This window comes from Streptomyces sp. NRRL F-5126 (assembly GCF_000721265.1).
Classification (GTDB): Bacteria; Actinomycetota; Actinomycetes; order Streptomycetales; family Streptomycetaceae; genus Streptomyces.
In genome coordinates, this window is sequence record NZ_JOFZ01000056.1 from 1 (window position 1) to 687 (window position 687).

Below are 687 nucleotides of genomic sequence, written 5' to 3' on the forward strand. Positions count from 1 at the left end.
TCTCGTACCGACTCAGGGAGCAGTGAGGGTCACCCCTCGGCGGGCCAGGACGCTTTCGAACGCTTCTTCAAAGTCCAGTGAGCGGAGCAGGGGGCCCAGAGCCTTCGCGTTCCGCACAGCACCAGCGTGACCCGGGTGCCGGGGTGGTCCCACAGGCTCTGCAGGTACTCCAGGCACGGCACGGGTAGGCGCTGTGCCTCGTCGACCACCCTCATACCGGCCACCGACGGGCGAACCGCTACCGGCACCCATGTCACCCTCCAGCCCGGGGGCACTTCGCCAAGCGCCATCCGCACGGCCGCGGTCTTGCCCCGGCCCGGGTCGCCGAACACACACACCGCGCCCAGTGTCGCCATCGTCTGCCCGACCGCCTCGGCCACCGCCCGCACCCGACGACGTCCGAGGACCTCGGCGGCCGTGCCGGTGTCGAACGCGCCGGTGCGCTCATCGGCGAAGACCACGTCGGGGGCGGTGACCAGGGGCGAAGGCGCCGTCGGCGAGGAACAGTATGCGATCGGCCCAGGCGGCCGCAGCCGGGTCGTGGGTGACCATGACGACGGTCGCGCCGAGCGCGTCGACGGCGTGCCGCAGCATCCGCACCAGCTGCGCTCCCGCCGGCAACGCCACACCCACCAGCGCACCGCTCTCCCCCACCGGCAAGCCGCCGGTCGCCTCTGGTACGAGACA

General features: G+C 72.2%; 2 pseudogenes. Both read right to left on the bottom strand.

What is annotated here, in order from left to right:
* Positions 1–29: 29 nt before the first annotated feature.
* A pseudogene (locus tag IH48_RS37725) lies at positions 30–479 on the bottom strand (hypothetical protein); the annotation flags it as partial.
* A pseudogene (locus tag IH48_RS37295) lies at positions 445–687 on the bottom strand (hypothetical protein); the annotation flags it as partial. The pseudogenes IH48_RS37295 and IH48_RS37725, both read right to left, overlap by 35 nt.